The organism is Haloferula sargassicola (genome assembly GCF_040362925.1).
Lineage (GTDB): Bacteria > Verrucomicrobiota > Verrucomicrobiia > Verrucomicrobiales > Akkermansiaceae > Haloferula > Haloferula sargassicola.
Map to the genome: position 1 here is coordinate 115,366 of NZ_BAABRI010000002.1, position 19,904 is coordinate 135,269.

Here is a 19,904-nt window from a genome sequence, read left to right on the forward strand (position 1 = left end):
GGGGACCATGGCCATTTCAGAACGTTCCACCCGGGCCACGGGTCGAGAGGCGTCCCAACCCCTCCAAATCCCCCTGAGCGGGTGGCTCTCGATCGGCAAGCGCGTCGTCGGGCAGATCGGGCAGGATCATGTCCAGATCGTCTCCGCGGGGGTGGCGTTTTATTTCTTCCTCAGCCTGTTCCCCGCCATCGCGGCCTTTCTTTCGATCTACGGGTTGATCACCACGCCTGCGGAGGCGGCGGAGCAGATGCAGCGCCTGCAGCCGCTGCTGCCCGGCGAGGGCTTCAAGTTGATCTCCGATTTCGCCGGAACCCTGGCTGCCAATGAAAGCAGCAACCTCGGATGGGGAGTGGTGGTGAGCATCCTCCTGAGCATCTGGAGCACCAACAAGGGCACCACCGCGCTCTTCACCGGACTGAACATCGCCTACGACGAAAAGGACTCGCGGTCATTCCTGAAGAAGAAGCTGATGACGCTGGGCGTGACCGTCGGGGCGATCCTCACCGGCACCATCCTCCTCTCCGCGGTCGCGGTGTTGCCCGCCGTGCGGAATTTTCTCCCCGTCCCCGGCTGGGTCGATTCATGGGTCGGTGTGCTGCGCTGGCCGCTGTTTGCGGCCGTCGCCCTGTTCGGCCTCGCCTTTCTCTACAAAATCGCCCCCCACCGGACGAATCCGGAGTGGCACTGGATCACGCCCGGCTCGATCGTCGCCACGGGGCTGTGGCTACTGGGCTCGGTGGCCTTCGCCTGGTACATCGAGAAGTTCGGCGACATGTCGAAGACCTACGGCAGCGTGGCGGCGATCGCCGTGATGATGCTGTGGTTTTACATCACCGCGTTCTCGATCCTGCTCGGGGCGGAGATCAACGGCGAGGCAGAGCATCAGACCGCGCGCGACTCGACCGTCGGGCCGGATGAACCGCTGGGGCAGCGGGGTGCGTTTTACGCCGATCACGTGGCAGGCAAGAGCGGCGACGCCGGAGGATTCGCCGACAAGGGCTGAGCCGGGAGGCGCGCCGTCGGCGCCCATGAGCTATTTTTCCCCCCTAATGGTAACATTCCGCGGTTTCCCCCCAGAAACGTCGCGGAACCGATAGCCCATGGTGCCGACGGCAGGTCTCCCGAACCGAAGAAGCTGGCCCGGCACCAAATGCCGGTGTCCCCAAGCCTCCTCTGATCCGGAGCGACCAAAGTCACACCAAACGAGGTGACCTTGGCAGGAAACGGTCCTTGGGTCTGTCGGAGACCTGTCCGATTCGCTTGTAGGGAAAACACCCGACACGCTGCTAGTCGATCAGCCCCTGTTTCAGGGCAAAGCGCGTCAGGTCGACGTTGGTGGCGAGTCCGAGTTTGGAGGAAATCCGCGCCCGGTAGGTGGCGATTGTCTTTTCGCTCAGGGCCAGCTTCGAGGCGATGCTCTTCAGCGAGTGGCCCGCGGCGACCAGCTTCAGGACCTCCAGCTCGCGATTGGAAAGGGCGGCCTGCGGGGCGTCGATCGCCGGTCCGCCCAGCTGGCCCGCCAGGTCCTCCGCCAGCGCGGGACTGACGTAGCGTCCGCCAGCGAGCACCCGCCGGACGGCGGAAATCAGCACCTCGGTCGCGCTTTCCTTGGAGATGAAGCCCGCCGCTCCGAGCTTGAAGGCGCGCACGGCGTATTCCTTTTCCGCCAGGGCGCTGACGACCAGCACGGGGAGGTTCGGCCGGCACGATCGCAGGTCGCGCAGCAAATCCAGGCCGCTGCGGCCGGGCATGGTCACGTCGGCGATCACGAGATCGAATTTCTCCTCCATCGCGAGGTTGAGCGCCTCTTCCGAGCTACCGCATTCCCGCCATTGGAGGCCCATGATTTCCTCCCGCAGCAGCGAAACGATGCCCATGCGGACCACGGCGTGATCGTCGGCGATGAGGATCTTCATGCGGCCTGGGTTTCGCGCGGGTGAGGGTCCACGGGAAGCTCCAGATGGACGGTGGTGCCCTCGCCGGCGGAGGTTTCGAACGACAGATGCCCGCCCGCATTGCGCGCGCGCTCCCACATGCCGAGCAGGCCGAGGGTGGACGGGGCTTCCGCCAGCGTCGGATTCATGCCCGTGCCATTGTCGCGGACCGACAGCGTCAGACATCCTCCGCTCATCGCGCAGGCGGCGGCGACCTCGGTGGCCCTCGCGTGGCGGGCCACGTTGGTCAGGGATTCCTGGAAAATCCGGAAGGCGGCCGTGGCCATCGGGCGCGGCAGCGGGTCGGACATGTCGCCCACCGAGAGCTGGCAGGGAATCCCGGTGCGCTCGGTGAAAACCCGTGCCTCCTCCTCCAGCGCCGCGGCCAGGCCCACCTTGTCCAGCGTTTCCGGCCGCAGCCCGTAGGAGACCCTGCGTGCCGCCTGGATCGTCTCATCGACCAGCGCCGAGGTTTCGACGACCAGATCGACCAGCGGGTTGAGTTCACGGTCGTCACGGCGGTCGAGGATCTTCTCCGCCAGCCCGAGCTTGAGCTTGATGCCGGTGAGCCGTTGGCCGAATTCATCGTGGATCTCCCGCGCCAGCTCGGCCCGCTTGTCCTCGCTCCGCGCCTGCAGGCCGGCCGACAGTTCGCGGAACTTCTCGCTGGAGGCGATCAGCTCGGCGGCCCTCAGGCTCTCGGCCTTGCGCCACCCTCCGAAGGACCGGTGGAGCGCCACAAATAGCAAGGCAGCGGTGATGAAGATGAAATTGAGGCCCTTGAAGGAGTGAAGCATCGCCGCCATCGGGTGGTTCTTGGCCAGGGATTCCACCAGGGCGTCCGATCCGAGAATCCAGGCACAGCCCAGCAGGAGATAGGCGGTGGAGATCCGGACCTCGGGAAGGCGGACCACGGCATGGAGCTTCTCCCACGGGTCGGGCTCGGGGTTTTGACGGGCCTCCGGGGGCGGCCCCGGGTCCATGGCGTTGGGCTTTGATAACGGCAAGGGACCATGCAATCAGCCACGGAAGCCTGAGTCACGAAGGGAATAGGGGAGAAGCATGATTAATGTAGTGAAGTTTGTCATGAACGACCTCCGTCTCTACGCGGATCCTGCTGAACCAGTGGGAGACGCGCCATCGAAAGGTGGTCAAATGAACATTTTTCTTGCGGATCTCGACGGGATCCGGCAAATCGGAAACGCGCCGTTGGGCGCCAACCTCATGTTTCGATGAAAACCGACACCTCCCTCCCTCCCTCCGATCCGGTCCTCCGCTCCGATGCCACGGCGACCCGTCGGCCGCAGCATGCCATTTACAAGCCGAACTCCCGCGGCACCGGCGGGGTGGTCCGTTTCGAACTCAACGGTTACAAGGAGGCGGTCTTCGTCGATGCCGCCCCCCAGTCCGGCGATCGGCAGTTCGACTGGGAGGCCAAGCTGACCATGAAGTGGGGCCTGTCCGACCTCGGAGCCGCCTTGTCGGTATTTCAAGGGCGGCAACCCGCGGCGAAGCTCTTCCACCGCTCGGAGAAGTCCAACAGCGCTTGTGAAATCGTCGCCCGCGACGACGCGGATCGCTCACCCTTTTTGTTCAGCCTCTCCCGGCAGGAAGAAGACAAGTCGGTGAGGAAGATCGCGATCCCGGTGACCCACGCCGAAGCCGCGATCCTGGAAGTGGTTCTCGGCCGGGCGGTGGAAACCCTGGCCGGCTGGTAGGCCGGGACTATCCCTGCCAAGTCGCGCCGGTGAGGGGCCGGGCGCGCCGGCGGCCCGGTTTGCGCCGTGGTGGTCGTTGCCGGGATCAGGGGGCGCGCTGGGGGGCTTGCCGGGATCAGTGGGCCACGATGTTCACCAGTCGCCCGGGGACGACGATGATCTTGCGGACCGTCTTGCCGGCGAGTTGTTCCTGGATCTTGTCGGTGGCCTGGGCGGCGGCCTCGATGTCTTCCTTCGGCGCGTCCTTGGCGACGGTGATCTTGTCGCGGAGCTTGCCGTTCACCTGCACGACGATCTCGATTTCCGACTCGATCAGCGCGGCTTCATCATGCTCGGGCCATGGCTGGTGGGCGAGCTGCGGCTTTCCGCCGATGAGGCGGTTGATTTCCTCGGTCAGGTGCGGGGCGAAGGGGTTCAGCACGCTCAGCAGAAGGGTGAACTCCTTCATCGGCACAACTTCGGCGGCGGTGAAGGCATTGGTGCAGACCATCATCTGCGAGATCGCCGTGTTGAAGGACATCTTGGCGATGTCGTCGGTGACCTTCTTGATGGTTTCGTGGACGACCTTGAGCAGTGACTTGTCGGTGCAGGGGACGTCCTGGAGCTTTGAGGAAACGGTCCATTCGCCGGCCTGGTCCTGCTCCATGGCCACGCGCCAGACGCGGGCGAGGAAACGGGACACGCCCTCGACCCCTTTCATTTGCCACGGCTTCACCTCGGTGAGCGGGCCCATGAACATTTCGTAGAGGCGCAGCGCGTCGGCGCCGTAGTCGCGGACGACCTCGTCGGGGTTCACGACGTTGCCGCGGGACTTCGACATTTTCTGGCCGTCTTCGCCGAGAATGAGGCCTTGATTGACGAGTTTCTGGAAGGGCTCGTTGGTGGAGAGGTGGCCGAGGTCGTGGAGGACCTTGTGCCAGAAGCGGGCGTAGAGCAGGTGCAGCACGGCGTGCTCGGTGCCGCCGACGTAGAGGTCCACCATTGCCGATTGCCGATTGCCGATTGCCGATTGTCCCTCTGGAGTTCCGCTCCAATAAGATTCGACGTCCTCGCCGATGAAGCGGTCGTTGTTACGGGGATCGCAGTAGCGGAGATAGTACCAGCAGGAGCCGGCCCACTGGGGCATGGTGTTGGTTTCGCGCTCGAATTGGTCGGTGTAGTTGATCCAATCGGTCGCTTTGACCAGCGGGCCGCGGGGGTCGCCGGTGGGTTTGAAGTCTTCCATGTCGGGCTGCAGCAGGGGCAGCTCGCTTTCCGGGATGGCTTCGTGCTCGCCGGTCTGCTTGTTCCAGATCAGCGGGAAAGGCTCGCCCCAGTAGCGCTGGCGGCTGAACAGCCAGTCGCGCAGCTTGTAATTGATGCGGCGGACGCCTTTGCCCTCGGACTCCAGCCAGTCGATCATCTTCGCCTTGGCCTCGGCGGTCGGCAGGCCATCCAGGAAGCCGGAGTTGATGGCGGTGCCGTGGTCGGAAAACGGGAGCACAGGCGTCCCGCCTGTGGAAGGGGGCAGCCCGTTGCTTTCTTTCACATACAGTCCGCCTTCATCCACCGTGGTTCCGGCCTTCGCGGGGTTCTCCGAGATGTATTTCCGGACCGCCCCCAGATGCCGTGGGCTGCGGATGATGCGATCGAAGGACTCATCCTGCCAGACCTCGCCGCTGGTCTCGCGGGCCTTGTTGATTTCCTTTGAGGTGAAGCTTTTCCAGGAATGGAGGACTTTCGAGAGGTCCTCGCCCTCGTGGAGGCGGACGGCAACGTGGACATGGTTCGGCATGACCACGAAAGCTTCCAAGTCGTAGCGTTCGCCATCGAAGTGACGAAGGGCGGAGGCCACGATGCGGTTGCATGCGGGATCGGCGAGCAGGCAGGAGCCCATGCCTTGGTCGAGCCAGTCGTCGATGCGGGCACTGAAGAGGTCGTGGAACTCGGCTTGCTGGTCGTCGGTGAGTTCGCCGGGGTGGTTCTTGGTCCATTCGGCGCGCTCAAGCTTCCACTGGTTGAGCTTTTCCTGCGGAAGGCTGTCGGCGAGGCGCCAGGTGACGAAGTAGCTGCGGCCGTCCTGTTGCCAGTGGGGCAGGTTGCGTTCGGTGGCGGTGGTGGGGATGTTGCCGCTGGGGTCGTAGTAGGGTGAATGGAGGGTCGGGCTGCCGGGGTTCACAGGCGGGACGCCTGTGCTCCTTTGTACGACCGGAACGATCGGCAGCTCGAACTTCTTCGCAAACTCGAAGTCGCGTTCGTCGTGCGCCGGGACGGCCATGATGGCGCCGGTGCCGTAGCCCATCATGACGTAGTCGGCGATCCAGATGGGGATCTGCTCGTCGTTGACCGGGTTGATCGCAAAGGCGCCGGTGAAGACGCCGGACTTGTCCTTGTTCAGGTCGCCGCGCTCGAGGTCGGACTTGCTGGCGCAGGCCTTGATGTAGCTCTCGACGGCGTCCTTCTGCTCGGCGGTGGTGATTTCCGAAACATACGGATGCTCGGGCGCGAGCACCATGTAAGTCGCGCCGAACAGCGTGTCGGGTCGGGTGGTGAAGGCGGTGATCACGTGTTCTGCGATCTTCGATGGCACCGGTGGACGTCCGTCGACCTCGGTCCAGTCGTCGACTGCAGTGGGGGAAACAATACCAGGGATATCAAAGTGGACCTCCGCGCCTTCGCTGCGGCCGATCCAGTTCTTCTGCAAGAGCTTGATGCCCTCGGGCCAGTCGAGCGGGTCGAGCTCGTCGATCAGCCGCTGGGCGTACTTCGTGATGCGGAACATCCACTGCTTCAGCGGACGGCGCTCGACGGTGTGGCCCTTCGACTTCCATTCCTCGACTTCCTCGTTGGCGAGGACGGTGCCGAGGTCGGGGGACCAGTTGACCGGGGCTTCGTGGATGTAGGCCAAACGGACGGCGTCGATCTGCTCGCGGGTCCAGCCTTTCGCTTCCAGCTCGGAAACGGGGGCGGCCTTGCCGGTTTCCTCGTTGAAATACGACTTGTAGAGCTGGAGGAAGATCCACTGGGTCCAGCGGACGTATTCGGGGTCGGTGGTGGCGATCTCGCGATCCCAGTCGTAGCCGAAGCCGAGCGACTTCAGCTGGCGCTTGAAGGTCTTGATGTTCGCCTCGGTGGTGACGCGCGGGTGCTGGCCGGTCTTGATGGCATACTGCTCGGCGGGCAGGCCGAAGGAGTCCCAGCCCATCGGGTGGAGGACGTTGAAACCTTGCCGCATCTTGGCGCGGCCGATGATGTCGGTGGCGGTGTAGCCCTCGGGATGGCCGACGTGGAGGCCGGCTCCGCTCGGGTAGGGAAACATGTCGAGGACGTAGAACTTCGGCTTCGAGGCGTCGAAGTCGGCATCGCCGGGATTGGGCGTGCGGAAGGTTTTTTCCGCGTCCCAGAGCTGCTGCCAGCGGGGCTCGAACTCGTCGAAAGGAAACGGTTTGCGGCGGTCGGACATGGTCGGAGAAGGGTCGGGATTTCCCGCGAGGGGCCGCGGAAATTGGCGGAAGGGGCTGGATTTGAAAAGGAAAACTCCGGCCGGGTCCGAGGCCTGCGCAGAGATTCCGGGAGGTTTCGGTTGCGCGGCGGCGGGCAGGTCGTTTGTTCTCCACCGACATGCCCGACGCTCCCGCTCCGTCTGCCAGCCGTCTGAAAGTCCTGATTGTCGATGACGGCCGCAACGCCGCAGACGTGATGGGGATGTTTTTCGAGATGGAGGGCCATCAACCGAAGGTCGTCTATGACGGGCTGTCGGCGATCGAGGCCATTCCGGAGTTCGAGCCGGATCTGGTGATCATGGATCTGACCATGCCAGGCATGGATGGCCTCCGGGCAGCCCGCGAAATCCGCGCCCGCCACCCGCACCGCGAGCTGCGCATGATCGCCTGCTCCGGCGGCCAGCCGGAGGTCGATGAGCGGTTGGCGCTGGAGGCCGGCTTCGATGGCCACCTGCCGAAGCCCGTCACGCCGGCGATGCTCCGCGAGTGCCTCGCCGACCCGCTGGCGGGCTGAGCGGCCGTCAATTCATCAACGGCAGGTCGGGGCGCTGGCTGGACAGCGCGGACTTGAGCTTCTCGATATCGACCGGCTTCGGGATCAATTCGTCGGCGCCGAGCAGCTTCACCTCCTCGATGCGCTCCGGGCGGACATCGCCGGAGACGACGAAGATCGAGCTCAGCGACTCGCAGCGGCTGGCTTGGAGGCTCTTGAGGATTTCGGTGCCGTCGAAGTCGGGAAGGTTGAGATCGAGCAGCAGGATGTCGGGATTGCAGGACGATAGGAGGTTGAGCGCCTCGCGGCCGGTGGCGGCCTCGAAAATCTCGGCACCTTCGGCGGCGAGCAGCGCGGAGGTCGTTTTGCGGGCCGTCTCGTGATCCTCAACCAGCAGGATGCGCACGCCGTCGAGCAGCGCCTTCGGGGCCTCTCGGGCGGGCCGCCGGTGGCGCTCGTGGATGGCGGAGAGGTCGCCCGACACCTTGCGGTCGGGAGTTTCCGGCTTCGCCGAAAGGAGGGTCGCCGGCAGGCGGATGCTGAAAGTCGAGCCGACACCGACCAGGCTCTTCACGCCCAGCGTGCCGCCCAGGCTATCGAGCAGGCGGCGGCAGATGGCGAGACCGAGACCGGCGCCCTTGTCGCGGTTCCGCTCGGGGTTCTGGAGCTGGAAAAACTCGTCGAACACATGCTCGACCTTGTCGCTGGGGATGCCCACGCCGGTGTCGATCACGTGCAGCGCGAAGCCGCCGTCGTCGAGGATTTCGCCGTGGATGCGGACTTCGCCGTGCTCGGTGAACTTGAGCGCGTTGCCGACGAGGTTGCCGATGACGCGCTGGAGCTTGGTGCGATCGGTGCGCAGGCGGATGGGCGAGGCGGGCAGCTCGATGGACAGCCGGAGGCCCTTCTTTTCCGCCACCGGCGAGGACTGGCGGTGCTCCCCCTCGACCAGGTCGGTCAGGGAAAAATCGCTGACTTCCAAGTCGCTGACGCCGGTGTCGAATCGCGTCAGGTCGAGCACGTCGCTGACCAGATCGATCATCGAGCGGGCGTTGCTGCCCAGGTCGTGGGCGAGCTTGGGCACCTGCTGGATGCGTTCGGGATCATCGGCGCAGCGCTCGATCAGCTCGGCCAGCAGCGAGATCGCGTTGGCCGGCGTGCGGACGTCGTGCGAGACGGCGGCGAGGAAGCGCGATTTCTGCAGCGAGGCCTGCTCGGCGGCCTCGCGCTTCTGCTCCAGCTCCTGCTGGAAGCGCAGCGATTGCAGGGCCAGCGCGGCCTGGGCGGCGAGCCACTCGATGACCTTGAAGTCATCCTCGCTCCACTGCCGCGGGCGGTGGCTGAAGACCTCCAGCGCCGCGATCACTTTCCCCTGATACCAGATCGGCGAGCCGAGGATGGCGCGGAAAGGCCGGCCGGCTCCGGGTTTCGGAAGCTGGAGGTCGGGGCGGTTGGCCACGTCCTCGAGGCTGGCGGTACGACCACTCTCGTAGATCAGCGCGGCGAAGGTGTCGGCGAAGGGGATGTCGGGCGTGACGGCGCCGTGCAGGCCGAAGCCGGAATCGCCGCGCAGATGGAGTCGTCCGCTGCGGTTCTCGACCACGCAGGAGGCGTGCACGGCATCGCCGAGGATCTGCAGGGCGGCATCGCAGATGCCATTCATCACCACCGCCTCGCTGAGGTCGCCGCGCAGCCAGCGGCCGGATTCCAGCAGGATCTGCAGGCCGCGCTCGCGGCGGCTCAGCTCTTCGTTCACGTGCTGGAGGTTCGAGCTTTGCTGCTCCATTTCCTCGGTCTGCTGGCGCAGCTCCTCGGACTGCTGCTCCAGCTCCTCGGCCTGGCATTGGAGTTCCTCGTTCTGGCGGCTGATCTCCTCCTCGCGGGCGGCGAGTTCCTCGTTGCTGGCGGAGAGTTCCTCATTGCCGGCCTCCAATTCGGCGTTCAGCTCGGACAGCTTGCGCGCCTGGGTGACGAGCTGGCGGCGGTGGCGGATCACGGCGTGCAGCACGCCGGCGAAGATCCAGATGTCGCACAGCTGGGTGGCCATGGCGAGGTTCTCGTTCGCGCGCGTGAGCGTGCGTTCAGGGATCACCTCGGTGATTTTGTAAATGGTCAGCGCCGAGAGCACTGCGGCCATGCCGTAGAGCACGCGCAGGTCCCGGTTCCACAGGCACAGCAGCAGCGGCAGCGCGGCGGAGAGCGGAAAAATCCGGTCGTCGAAGACGCTGACCCGCGCCCAGATCATCAGCGCGGCGGCGGCGATGCAGACCAGCAGGGAAACCGGCAGGGATACGGACGGGCCGGGCTTGCTCTCGAAGTCGGGCTTCATGGTTCAGGAGGCGTCTTTTCGGTAAATGCAGGACGATGCGCGGTGCAGGCCATCGATCTCGGGCTTCTCGGCTTTTCCCACGACCAGATAGCCGCCGGGGGCGAGCGAGGCGTGGAGCTGGAGCCACAATTGCCGCGCCTGGTGCGGGCTCAGGTAGATGGCGAGGTTGCGGCAGAGGATCAGGTTCCAGCCGGTGCCCTCGGTTTCCGCCAGCAGATCGGCGAGCTTCCATTCGAGGCGGGTGGAAATGACGGGCTGCAGCCGGCAGTGCTTGTCATCGCGGCGCAGGAAACGCTCGCGCAGGTCCGCTGGGAAGAGGTCGGCCGCCTCGACCGGGTAGCTGCCTTCGATCGCACGGCCGATCGCCGATGGCCGGCAATCCGTGCCGAGGAAGCGGGTGCGGTCGAGCCCGCCGTGTTTGGCGAAAAGCATGGCCACGGACGAAAGCTCGGAGCCGTCCGAGCAGGCCGCGCTCCACACCTGCGGCTTGGCGCAGCGGGTCAGCAGCTCGGGCACGATCCGCTGGTCGAGTTCATGAAACACCGTCGTGTCCCGGAAGAAGCTGGTGGTCCCGATGAGCAGCGCATTCACGCCGATCTGGAGCCGGTTCGGGTCGTTGGCCGCGATGCGGTCGGCGCTGTCCATGTCCCGCGCCCGCAGCGCCCGCAGGCAGGCCGGGATGCGGCGGACCAACGGCGTAATCCGGTAGCCTTCCGCCCGGATGCCCGCCATGCGCAGGATGCGCCGCACGAAGGCGACCTGCTCCATCGGGTAGTCCTCGATCTCCTCGGCTGGCGGCGGGCTCAGCTGGCTGCATTTCGCCGGCGTGTTCCCGATCTCGCCGCTGAGCGCCACAGGCACCGCCCGGGTGCCGGCGAAGCGGATGTGGCGGAAGCGGGGATGATCGTCGGCAGGCTCATCCAAATGAACGGGCTCCACTCCGTCCCTCGGGGGGACGAAGCTCGAACTGGGGGCCACAGATTTCTCTGCTGATTCGACGCGCACGCGCCCGAATAACGTTTCTTTTACCGCGATGTCAAAAACGTCACGCCAACCCTGCGATTTGCACGGCGCGGAAGTTCGGGGGTGGGTTTCAGGCCACGAAAAAGCCCGACGCCATGAGCATCGGGCTTGGAGGAGAAAAAAGGGCTCGTCGATCAGTCAAGCTTGGCGCGGTCCGAGACCTTGGCCAGGTGGGCGAGAAACTTATCAATCGAGGGATATTCGGAAGCGTAGAAACGGGACAGCTCCTTGCCGGAATCGCTGAGAATGATGACCGTCGGGAAGCCGTCGATGTCGTACTTTTTCGCCAGCGGTTCATTCTTTTTCCGCACCTCCTCATCGCCGCGCGGGAAGTCGAGTTCGACCAGGATGAAGTCCTTCGAGGCCTTGCTGACGAACTCGTCCTTCGAGAACACGTTCTTGCGCATCATCTGGCAGGGCGGGCACCAGTCCGAGCCGGTGAACTCCACGAGCACCGCCTTTTCCTTGGCCTTGGCGTCCTTGAGGGCCTTGTCGAGATCGGTGGTCCAGCCCTTCGGGACGTTGGCCAGCGCACTGCTGACCATGGCGGACCCGGCGAGGGCGAAGGAGGCAAGGTAGGTGATCGCTTTCATCGACCTCTAGGCGTAGCACCCGGCCGGATTATTTCAAATTTCTTGTCGGCGGAGGCTCGGTCAGCCGCATCGCCACTTGCCCGGATCGGATCGCTCCGCTGTCCTCGCATCCATGCAAACGGACAAGCCCCGGCTGGTGGTGGCCACGCGCAACGCGCACAAAACCGACGAAATCCGGCAGATGATCGGCGACCGCTTCGTGGTGCTCAATGCGACCGACTTTCCGGACCTGCCGGAGGTCGAGGAAACGGGCACCACCTTTCTGGAAAACGCGACCCTCAAGGCGGTGGCGGTGAGCCGGCAGGTCGGCGGGATCGTGCTGTCCGATGACTCGGGCCTGGAGGTCGATGCGCTCGGCGGCCGGCCCGGGGTGTGGTCGAGCAGCTTCGGTGGCGAGGAGGGAAATCATGCCAGGAACAACGCCCGCCTGGCCGAGGAAATGGCCGGCGTGGAGGATCGGGCCGCCCGTTTCCGCTGCGTCATGGTGCTGGCGCGGGACGGCGAGGTGGTGGCCGATTTTTCCGGCGCGGTCGAGGGCCGGATCCTGACCGAAATGTCCGGCGCGGGGGGCTTCGGATACGATCCGTTTTTCGCGCCCGAGGGATCTGACCAAAGCTTCGCCGAACTCGGCGCGGAGGTGAAAAACCAGCTCAGCCATCGCGGCCGGGCGCTGCGGCAGGTCGTTCGATTTCTTGAAAAGGAGGACGTTGGTTAAATTCTAAAAATATTTTGTAAAAATTAAACAAATGCGCTACAAGCACCGCCCATGAAAGCGTTGACGTGGTCGGTGATGACCGTTCTGGCCGTTTCGGCGATGACTTCCTGCAGCCGGCAGGTGAAGGCGCGGCACGAGGTGGCGTATCACTTCGAGAAGGGGGAGACCGCTCTTTTGAAAAACGGCCTGGCCTACGCGCCTCCCGGGGCTCCCAAGGCCGTGAAGCTGGCGATCCAGGCCGGCAACCGCCTGCAGAACAAGCCCTACAAGTGGGGCGGTGGCCACGCCAGGCTCGATGACAATGGCTACGACTGCTCCGGCTCCGTGTCCTATGTCCTGCGCGAGGCGGGCCTGATGGACGGCCAGATGCCGTCGCGAGGGTTTTTCAACTACGGTAAGAAGGGCCCGGGCAACTGGATCACGGTCTATGTTCGCGACGGCCACGTGTTCATGACGGTCGCCGGCCTGCGGCTCGATACCGGCTACGGCGGCGGTCGCACGGGTCCGCGGTGGAAACCGATGCCCCGTCCGGGGGCCGGCCATGTGATGCGCCATCCGGCCGGTTATTGATCGTCGCGCAGCAGCGTGCACGGCGTGAGGCCGTCGCGGAGCGTCGACCACGGCGCTTCGCCGGAGACGTCGCACGGGTCCGGATCGGCATCGAGCGGCGGCGCGAGCATCGCCGGCGAGAGAATGGCGTGGAAAACGAGCGGCTCGTCGAAGGGATTGTAGGTCGCATGGACCACGCCGGGCGGGATGACGGCGACCTCGCCGGGGCCGAGGATGCGGCGTTCCTCGCCGACCCATTGCTCGGCCCGGCCTTCGAGCACGTGGATGATCTCCTCCCGGTGCGGGTGGCGGTGAAACGGATGGCAATGCCGGGGCTTCATGCGCGCCCGGACCATCAGCAGCCGCTCGGCTTCCGCGATGTCCGGCCGGCACAGCCACTCGTTGTGGGTCCAGTCGTTCGTTTCGTGGACCACCTCGGGGTGGGAAATGAAGTGCTTGGAAGGATTCGGCATGGCTCGAGACTGGACCGGGCCCGGACCGCGGAAGAGCCTGCATGATGTCCGGATAGGTGAAAGGGGATCCGGGATATATTTGCCGCGCCACGGGGCTGGGAAAGACGGCCCGATCTATTCACGATCCCACCCGACGCTCTCGCGACTCCCGTCCTTTTCCATGTCCGCCACCCAAGTCCCGCTCCGCCGCTCGCACGTCGTCCGCTGCGATGACCGGGACCAGCGCGAGTGGCTCCGCAGCCAGCCGGTGTGCGGGCTGCTCAAGCAGCACCACATCGCCCACGTGGAGATCATCGAGGCCGGCCGGCCATTCCAGATGATGCGGCGCGACCAGTCCGGCACCTTCATGTTCGCCTGCTTCGGCGGCGAGGGCCTGGTGCTGGCCGATGGCAAATGGCAGCCGGTCCGGTCGGGCGAGGCCTGCCTTTTGCCGCCCTTCATCACCAATGGCATCAAGGCGACCGGCTCCACGCCGTGGCAGCTCTGCGGCGTGCGCTACCTCGAATCGCGGGAAACCGTGCCGATCGTGGCCCAGCGCTCGCCGGTCATCGGGGCCTACGAGCCAGAGCCACTGAGGCTGGCGATCCAAGGCCTGCACGCGGAAAGCTCCAAGGGATCGCCGGCGCAGATGCATCTGTGGACGGAGCTCATCCATTCCTACGTGCTGCGTTTTGCCGAAGGCTACCAGACCGACCCCCGGCTGTGGAAACTCTGGGAGCAGGTCGGCGCGACGCTCGGCCAGCCATGGACGCTCGACGAGTTGGCGACCTGCGCGTGCCTGAGCAAGGAGCAGCTGCGCAAGCTCTGCCACCGCGAACTCGGCCGCACCCCGATGCAGCAGGTCGCCTTCCTGCGCATGCAGCGCGCCCGCCACCTGCTTTCCACCACGCGGGACAAGATCGAGTCGATCTCGCGCCAGGTCGGCTACGCGAACCCGTTCACCTTTTCGAACACCTTCCAGAAATGGATCGGCTGGCGGCCATCGCAGATCCGACGCGCCGGTCAGGCGGGAGATATCTGAAATCCACATCCGGTTATTTGTCCGGCTCCGGGGCTATACAGCCGGATGGTCGCCGGTAGTAGTGGGAGCGGGTCGTCCGCGCCGACCTTTCCGCCGGCCGCCGACCCCGAACCCGCCCATGAAACTTTCGAAAACCCTGCCCCTCTCCCTTTTCCTGATCCCCTCCCTCCATGCCGCGGAGGGCTGGGATCCGGATGTGGTTTATGAGGCCCTGAAGCCCGCGGAAGCGATCCGGACGATCGAGGTGCCCGACGGCTACGAGCTGAAGTGCGTGGCGAGCGAGCCGATGGTTCAGGATCCCACTTCGTTCGCGTTTGATGGAAATGGGGCGCTCTACGTGTGCTGTTGGCGGACCTACATGCAGGACGAACACGGCACCGACCAGCTGGCGCCGGACAGCCAGGTGGTGAAGCTGGTCGATACCGATGGCGACGGCGTGATGGATCGAAAAACGGTTTTCATCGACAACGTTGTCCTTCCGCGGGCCGTGCTGCCCTTGTTCGACCGCGTATTGGTGCACTTCACCCAGGACTCGTCGATCTGGTCGTATTTCGACGACGACAAGGACGGCGTCGCGGACCGGCGGGAGCTTTCGTGGCGAGGCGAGCCCACCAACGAAAACGCCGAGTTCCAGCAGAACGGCCTGCTCTGGAACCTCGACAACACCATCTGCACGAACGACCGGCGTTTCCGCTGGGAGGATGGAAAGCTGGTGGAGATGCGGCACGACGTCGGCCGCCTCGGGCAGTTCGGGCTCGCGCGCGATGATGATGGCCGGCTGGTCTGCAGCTGGGGCGGCGGTGGAAATCCCGCGCACTCGTTCCAGCTTCCGGCGGGCTATCCGGTCCTGCAGGTGGACGAGCACGCGCCGGGCTATGAGCGCACCTGGGGGATCTGCCCGGTGTGGGATGACAGCGACGGCGGCTTCGACATGGAGCGGCGCGCGACCTTGTATCGCTTCACGGCCTGCTGCGGCCAGACGGTGCTCCGCTCACCGCTGATGCCGGAGTGGTATGGAAACGCCGTCACCTGCGAGCCGGCGGGCCGCTTGATCCGGATGAGCCGTTTCGAGTGGAAGGATGGCGTCGGGGTCGCCCACAACGCCTTCCCGGGTCGCGAGTTCATCCGCAGCACCGATGCCTTTTTCCGCCCGGTGTGGACCGAAAGCGGACCGGATGGCGCGCTCTACATCTCCGACATGTATCGCGGCGTCATCCAGGACAAGGAGTGGTTTCCGACCGAAATCACTCAGGAGCTCCGGGACCGATATGTGGAGGACTATCGAAAGAACAAACTGGAGGAATGGGTCGCGAGGTATGAGCGGGTGAAAAAATGGGGGATGCTCGAGGTGGTTCGTCACGGCCGGATCTATAGGCTCCTGCCGAAGGACGCCCAACCGCTCGCGGTTCCCCGGATGCTGGAGGAAACGCCGGTGCAGTGGGTTTCCCACCTCGCGAGCCCCAACGGCTGGACGCGGGACATGGCCCAGGCCCTTCTGGTCTCTTACGGCGATCCCGCCGCCATTCCGGCACTACGCCAGCTGGCGGAAAATAGCGAATCGCCGCGGGCCCGGATTCACGCCTTGTGGTGCCTGCGGGGGCTTGATGCCTTGCCGCCGTCGCTGATCCTGAAATCCCTTTCCCACGACGATGCCGACCTGCGGCGGGCCGCCGTCCAGCTCGCGGAGCCGCTGCTCATTGAGGGAGATCCGGCGATTTCCTCCGCGCTCTCCGGCATGCAGGACGATCCCGATGCGCGGGTGGCCACCCAGGTCTACCTCGCCTATCGTGCGGCCGGGCAGCTTCCTGTCTCCTTCACGTCGTCGACACGTCCGCTGCCCTTGGTTTCAAAAATCATCGAGCGGGACCGGCAGCAAGCGCTTCAAAAGCTCAGTGCGGAGGGGAAAAAGGGCAAGTTGGTCTATGAAAGCCTGTGCACCGCCTGCCACGGGCCCGATGGCAGCGGCCTCCGGGTGGCGGGCAAGCTCATGGCGCCGGCGCTTACGGAATCCACATGGTTCGATGGCGACGGCAATGTTCCGGTCCTCGCCCGCATTCTGCTCAAGGGGCAGGCCGGGCCGATCGATGGCGTCGAGTTCGGTGAAGGACTCATGATGCCGCTGGAGCATTCCCACAGCGACGAGCAGATCGCCCAGGTGCTGTCCTACATCGGCGAAGCGTGGCATGACTGGTCCCGGCCTGCTGACGCCAGCCAGATCACCGCCGTCCGAAGCGAGGTCGCCGAGCGCAAGGATCCGTGGAGCCACGCCGAATTGGTCGCTTGGGAAAAACATCGCCTGGAGTCGTTTCATCCCGTGCCGCTTGGCGAGGCGGCCACCGCCGACGGCTCGCGCGGCGTTTATTTCTCGCAGGAAACCCGCGGCGATCGGGTCGGACTCAAGCGTTATGGCCTCGTCCAGGAACGTGGCATTCCGTTTCAGTTTCAGGAGCCGGCAGCAGGCGGAAAGAACGTGATCGTCCTGCAGGGAGGCATGGATGCGAACGCCTTCAGCTGCACGATGCCTCGCGAGGTGGAGATCCCGGTGAACAACGCCGCCGGTCGCTTGCATGTCCTCGGTGCGGTCGCCGGCTGGGGCTACCCGGCATTCGGGGAAAAGGTGCCTCTCTTGAATATCACCGTTCATTACCGGGGCGGCGGAGAACAAGAGATCGTCCTGCGCAACGGCATCGACATCGCCGACCACGTCGCCGGCGTCGATGTTCCCGGCTCGGCGCGCACCAGCCTCACCGACCACGGCCAGATCCGCTACCTGTGGCGGGATCTGGAAAAAACCGACCTGGTCATCGAGGCGATCACCCTGAACAGTCCGGGCACCATGGCCGCGCCGATGATCGCCGCGATCACGCTGGAGTCCGCCGGCGAGGACGGGCAACTGGCGCCGCCTCCGGCTGACGGGGGACCGGTGCCGAAGTGAAGCCTTCTCAGTCTTCGAGCAGATCCGGCCGGTTGGCGCGGGTGCGCTCGAGGGCCTTCTGCTTTTTCCACTCCGTGATCTTCGCGTGGTGGCCGGAAAGCAGCACCTCGGGGACCTTCAGTCCGCGGAAATCAGCGGGCTTGGTATAAGCCGGCGCTTCGAGCATTTTCGGATCGGAAAACGACTCGTCTTCCGGCGAGCGGGCGTCGCCGAGCGCACCGGGCAGCAGGCGGACGATCGCATCGGTGACCACCGCGGCGGCGATCGCGCCGTTGGTCAGAACGTAGTCGCCGATCGAGAGCTCGAGGTCGATGAGCTGCTCGATCACGCGGTGATCGACGCCCTCGTAATGGCCGCAGACGATGAGCAGGTGCCCGCCTTTTTCCGCCAGCTCGCGGGCGACGGCCTGCTTGAAGGGTTTTCCCTGTGGCGTCATGAGGATGACCGTGGTGTCCGGTCGCTTGAGCTCGCCGATGGCGTCGAACAGCGGACCGGGCAGCATCAGCATCCCCTGGCCGCCGCCGCAGAGGTAGTCGTCGGTGCGGCGGTGCTTGTCGGTGGCCCAGTCGCGCAGATTGTGGGCGCGGATGGCAACGATGCCCGCCTCCCGGGCGCGCTTGATGATGCTCTCGCCCAGCGGAGCGAGCGCGATCTCGGGAAAGAGGGTGAGGATGTCGATTTCCATGGGGTTCAGCGCTTGGGCATAGGCTTGCTCTCCTTGATGAGCTTGATCAGGGCGCGCTTTCTTGTCTCGGAGAGGTCGTAGCGAGCGGATTCAGGGCCGGGCATGGCGGATGGGCGAAGAATGGATTTGGACCGGACTTTTGACTGGTTTTGAAATGATCCAGAGATTCAAAGGGTCATATAGAGAGCTGATTGCCAGCGACTTGAGTTTTTGATTTGGGCGGATTTTGGCTGCGTTTGAACGCATTTCATTTAAAACCGGCATCCTCGGGGAGATGCCAGCGGGAACCTCGGCGCGATCCCCTGAGCTGAATCCTGTTCTCGGTCCTCAGTTCTTGGAGGAGCGACTGGACGACTTTTCGAGAGCAAGCCGGGAGAACCTGGCAAAGTTCGGAAATTGGCGCGCCCCCGGGGCTGTTGTGATCCAGATGCCGCAATAACAGTTCCTTGTTTGTTTCATGATCGAGCCCCCGCTGGCGCGTGTAAGCCCCGGGGCTACCCATTTCCGCAAAAAGCTCCCTGGAAAGAAAGTGTCGGGCTCCCCGGCCTCTTCCTTGGGATTCGACGGCCCCGATTTCCATCAGGCGAGGAAGCCTCTCGCGCATCGCCGGCGTGAGAGGGGCGTCGCGCCCCAAGGCATCCAGAGCGAGGAAGTCGAGAGTGCTAAGGTTCTGCAGATGCTCTTCGCCGAGCCGTTCGAGGAAACGGATGAATGCTGGATTCTGAACAGTGCCGGCAAGAGTGAGCCGCACTTCATGAGCGGACGATCCGGAGAAGTCGGGCAATGGCTTCGTCTGGCGGACGGCATTCTCAATCATGAGGTTCACGCCTTGGCCGGATCGCTCGATGAATCCGCAACGGTTCAGGGCTTCTGCGAGGCGGCGGTTCCGCGGGTTCTGCTGATCGGCGATGTTCTCCTGCGTAATGCCGGTGGGGAAGCCGCCAGGACTGACGATCTCAAGTCTCCGGGCATACTGGCGGATGAAAACCGATCCGCCCGCCCGATAGTCCCGGTGGCAGACGGCGTTGAGCACGGCCTCACGGACCGAGGTCTCGTCGAAGGTGGGGATGTCGTAGCGGAAGAAGTCCTGCTGGTAGCTCTGACGGTCGTTGCGGAGGCTAATCTTGGCCCACAGCCGGTCGTGATAGAGGAGAAAGGGTTCGCGATATTCTTCCCGGTCGGCGGCGGGGCCGGCGGCCTCGCTGGCGCGATACTCGAAAACGACCTCCGCCTGTGGCAGATACCGGGCGATCGACTCGGCACGCCCGAGAAGGATCAGTGCGGCGTAGTTGATCCGGTTGCCATCAATGAGTGTGGAATCATTCAAGATCTGGCCGGCGGTATGAGTGCGCAGGCGGACGTTGACGGATTTTCGGATGACCCGCTCCCGGAACTCGTCGATCGCGGACGGGTCGAGATCAGCGGTGGTGGCGCCCGGAATCCACTCGGCGGTGAAGTCAGGACCGGTTTCGGCGAAAATGTCGCGCAACTCATGGTCGGAGAGAGGCGTGAGTGCGTCGCCGGCACGTTTCAGAAAGCGCCCCCGATACTGCCAGGCGCACCCGGGGAGCCGGCTCGGAACGTGGAAGAGAAGGACGCGGTGTCCTTCGGAGGTCAGCTCTTCCACCGGGATCCGGTGGTGCAGCCGTTGGTGAAGACCGGCCTCAGTTCTCCCGGGTTCGTCAAATGCGGAGGTGCCGGTGACCGTACGGGGGCGGCGGTCGGTCACGCCGAGAATGATGATCCCTCCTCCTTCGTTGGCGAGGGCCACGCAGTAGTCGGTGATTTCGTCGAAATCGAAACGGTGCTGCGCGGTTTTAAACTCGAGGCTGGTTCCCTCGGGTTCGGAGAGGTAGTGCCGGAACTGCTCTGGAGTGGTGGTCGGCATCAGTCCTGATCATCCATGGCGTTGGCGGCAACATCGGGGTTGCCATCGACCTTCATGCAGCGGACC

General features: G+C 64.6%; 16 protein-coding genes. 7 read left to right on the forward strand and 9 right to left on the reverse strand.

The window, feature by feature from the left end; all coding sequences use genetic code 11:
- Nucleotides 1–7: 7 nt before the first annotated feature.
- Nucleotides 8–1,003: a YihY/virulence factor BrkB family protein gene (locus ABXH26_RS02040; protein ID WP_353565363.1), complete on the forward strand. Its 996-nt coding sequence runs from the start codon at nt 8–10 to the stop codon at nt 1,001–1,003.
- Nucleotides 1,004–1,286: 283 nt separating this feature from the next.
- Here the strand turns inward: ABXH26_RS02040 and ABXH26_RS02045 are convergent, their stop codons facing one another.
- Entirely contained in the window at nt 1,287–1,916 is a 630-nt protein-coding gene (locus tag ABXH26_RS02045) for a response regulator (RefSeq protein ID WP_353565364.1), read from the reverse strand.
- Nucleotides 1,913–2,848, reverse strand: coding sequence for a sensor histidine kinase (locus ABXH26_RS02050; RefSeq protein WP_353565365.1), 936 nt, complete (start codon nt 2,846–2,848; stop codon nt 1,913–1,915). The genes ABXH26_RS02045 and ABXH26_RS02050 overlap by 4 nt, the downstream gene beginning before the upstream one ends.
- 318 nt (nt 2,849–3,166) lie before the next feature.
- Between ABXH26_RS02050 and ABXH26_RS02055 the strand changes: the two genes are divergently transcribed.
- Nucleotides 3,167–3,652, forward strand: coding sequence for a hypothetical protein (locus tag ABXH26_RS02055; RefSeq protein ID WP_353565366.1), 486 nt, complete (start codon nt 3,167–3,169; stop codon nt 3,650–3,652).
- Between the two features lie 115 nt (nt 3,653–3,767).
- Here ABXH26_RS02055 and ABXH26_RS02060 read toward each other — a convergent pair whose 3' ends face one another.
- Nucleotides 3,768–7,094: a class I tRNA ligase family protein gene (locus ABXH26_RS02060; protein WP_353565367.1), complete on the reverse strand. Its 3,327-nt coding sequence runs from the start codon at nt 7,092–7,094 to the stop codon at nt 3,768–3,770.
- Nucleotides 7,095–7,252: 158 nt separating this feature from the next.
- Here ABXH26_RS02060 and ABXH26_RS02065 point away from each other — a divergent pair, with 158 nt between their 5' ends.
- On the forward strand, nt 7,253–7,648 hold the full coding sequence (locus tag ABXH26_RS02065; RefSeq protein WP_353565368.1) for a response regulator: 396 nt from the start codon (nt 7,253–7,255) through the stop codon (nt 7,646–7,648).
- A 7-nt stretch (nt 7,649–7,655) separates the two neighbouring features.
- Here the strand turns inward: ABXH26_RS02065 and ABXH26_RS02070 are convergent, their stop codons facing one another.
- From ABXH26_RS02070 to ABXH26_RS02080, 3 genes are all read right to left on the reverse strand, one after another.
- Nucleotides 7,656–9,956 carry an ATP-binding protein gene (locus tag ABXH26_RS02070; RefSeq protein ID WP_353565369.1) on the reverse strand — a complete coding sequence of 767 codons (2,301 nt, stop codon included), beginning with the start codon at nt 9,954–9,956 and terminating at the stop codon, nt 7,656–7,658.
- Between the two features lie 3 nt (nt 9,957–9,959).
- Complete coding sequence (locus ABXH26_RS02075; RefSeq protein WP_353565370.1) at nt 9,960–10,880, reverse strand: CheR family methyltransferase; 921 nt, start codon at nt 10,878–10,880, stop codon at nt 9,960–9,962.
- A 233-nt stretch (nt 10,881–11,113) separates the two neighbouring features.
- Entirely contained in the window at nt 11,114–11,572 is a 459-nt protein-coding gene (locus ABXH26_RS02080; RefSeq protein WP_353565371.1) for a thioredoxin family protein, read from the reverse strand.
- 112 nt (nt 11,573–11,684) lie between these two features.
- Here ABXH26_RS02080 and rdgB point away from each other — a divergent pair, with 112 nt between their 5' ends.
- Together rdgB and ABXH26_RS02090 are read left to right on the forward strand one after the other, a co-directional pair.
- Nucleotides 11,685–12,287 (forward strand): RdgB/HAM1 family non-canonical purine NTP pyrophosphatase, encoded by a 603-nt coding sequence (gene rdgB, locus ABXH26_RS02085; protein WP_353565372.1) that lies wholly within the window; start codon nt 11,685–11,687, stop codon nt 12,285–12,287.
- A 51-nt stretch (nt 12,288–12,338) separates the two neighbouring features.
- On the forward strand, nt 12,339–12,857 hold the full coding sequence (locus ABXH26_RS02090) for an NlpC/P60 family protein (RefSeq protein WP_353565373.1): 519 nt from the start codon (nt 12,339–12,341) through the stop codon (nt 12,855–12,857).
- On the opposite strand, the gene ABXH26_RS02095 is transcribed toward ABXH26_RS02090, so the two are convergent.
- A complete protein-coding gene (locus ABXH26_RS02095; RefSeq protein WP_353565374.1) occupies nt 12,851–13,309 on the reverse strand; it encodes a cupin domain-containing protein in 459 nt (152 codons plus the stop codon). The two genes, ABXH26_RS02090 and ABXH26_RS02095, sit on opposite strands and share 7 nt — an antisense overlap.
- A gap of 160 nt (nt 13,310–13,469) precedes the next feature.
- On the opposite strand from ABXH26_RS02095, the gene ABXH26_RS02100 reads away from it, so the two are divergent.
- Nucleotides 13,470–14,330, forward strand: a complete 861-nt coding sequence (locus ABXH26_RS02100; protein ID WP_353565375.1) for an AraC family transcriptional regulator — start codon at nt 13,470–13,472, stop codon at nt 14,328–14,330.
- Between the two features lie 118 nt (nt 14,331–14,448).
- Nucleotides 14,449–17,265: a DUF7133 domain-containing protein gene (locus ABXH26_RS02105; protein WP_353565376.1), complete on the forward strand. Its 2,817-nt coding sequence runs from the start codon at nt 14,449–14,451 to the stop codon at nt 17,263–17,265.
- A gap of 7 nt (nt 17,266–17,272) precedes the next feature.
- Here ABXH26_RS02105 and trmD read toward each other — a convergent pair whose 3' ends face one another.
- Nucleotides 17,273–17,950, reverse strand: coding sequence for a tRNA (guanosine(37)-N1)-methyltransferase TrmD (gene trmD / locus ABXH26_RS02110; protein ID WP_353565377.1), 678 nt, complete (start codon nt 17,948–17,950; stop codon nt 17,273–17,275).
- A 247-nt stretch (nt 17,951–18,197) separates the two neighbouring features.
- A complete protein-coding gene (locus ABXH26_RS02115) occupies nt 18,198–19,838 on the reverse strand; it encodes an RNA/DNA-binding domain-containing protein (RefSeq protein WP_353565378.1) in 1,641 nt (546 codons plus the stop codon).
- Nucleotides 19,839–19,904 lie beyond the last annotated feature (66 nt).